The sequence below is a fragment of the Bradyrhizobium sp. WSM4873 genome (assembly GCF_055811355.1).
Window position 1 is genome coordinate 1 of the sequence record NZ_JBVVPS010000101.1, and the last position, 930, is coordinate 930.

1 protein-coding gene is annotated in these 930 nt (G+C 65.2%); it reads left to right on the top strand.

Going from position 1 to position 930, the window contains the following annotated elements; all coding sequences use genetic code 11:
* Window positions 1-670: IS21-like element helper ATPase IstB (gene istB / locus AC0L21_RS37905; protein ID WP_473267079.1), on the top strand; the 670-nt coding region annotated here is incomplete at its 5' end.
* Window positions 671-930 lie beyond the last annotated feature (260 nt).

The following is a 930-nucleotide window of genomic DNA, read 5'->3' on the forward strand; positions in this document are numbered from 1 at the left end:
CGAAGCCACCGGTGAGGCCGCAAGCCTCGGTCACACCGAATGGCTTGCGCTGCTGCTCGAACGTGAAGCCTCGCTGCGGCACGACAAACGGCTCGCCACTCGCCTGCGCTACGCCAAGCTGCGCCAGCAGGCGTGCGTCGAGGACATCGACTACCGCACCCCGCGCGGTCTCGACCGCCCGCTGTTCGCTAAGCTTGTCGAGGGCCGCTGGATCGACGACCACGTCAATCTCCTGATCTGCGGCCCGGCCGGCGTTGGCAAGAGTTGGCTCGCCTCGGCGCTCGGCCACAAGGCCTGTCGCGACAATCGCTCCGTGCTCTATCAGCGCGTCCCGCGACTGTTCGACGATCTGGCGCTCGCCCGCGGCGACGGCCGCCATCCACGTCTGTTGCGCGGCCTTGGCCGTGTCGATCTGCTGATCCTCGATGATTGGGGACTCGAGCCGCTCGACGCCGGTGCCCGTCACGACCTCCTGGAAATCCTCGAAGATCGCTACGGTCATCGCTCCACCATCGTCACCAGCCAGCTCCCCGTGGACCAGTGGCATCTGCTCATTGGAGATCCCACCTATGCCGACGCCGTGCTCGATCGCCTCGTCCACAATGCCCATCGGCTCGACCTCACCGGTGAGAGCCTGCGGCGAACCCGGCAATCCGCCCGAAAGACCTGAGCCCGTGGCGCTGTGGACATGCCGCTGCGCTTGGACAACGCAATCGCGTTGCCCACATGCCCACAGCAACCGCAGAAGAAGAAAAACAGGTCGAAGTCGCGATTCCAGATTGACCGCGCGCCTTGACCGATGCCAGAGAACCAGCCGGCCAGAACGCCTCGCCGCTGGGCGAGATCAAATCGGAAAGGTGGGCGACATCGTCTCGGAATCCACGGGCGACTTCATATCGGTACGCCTGGGCGACTTCGTCGGAATCCGCA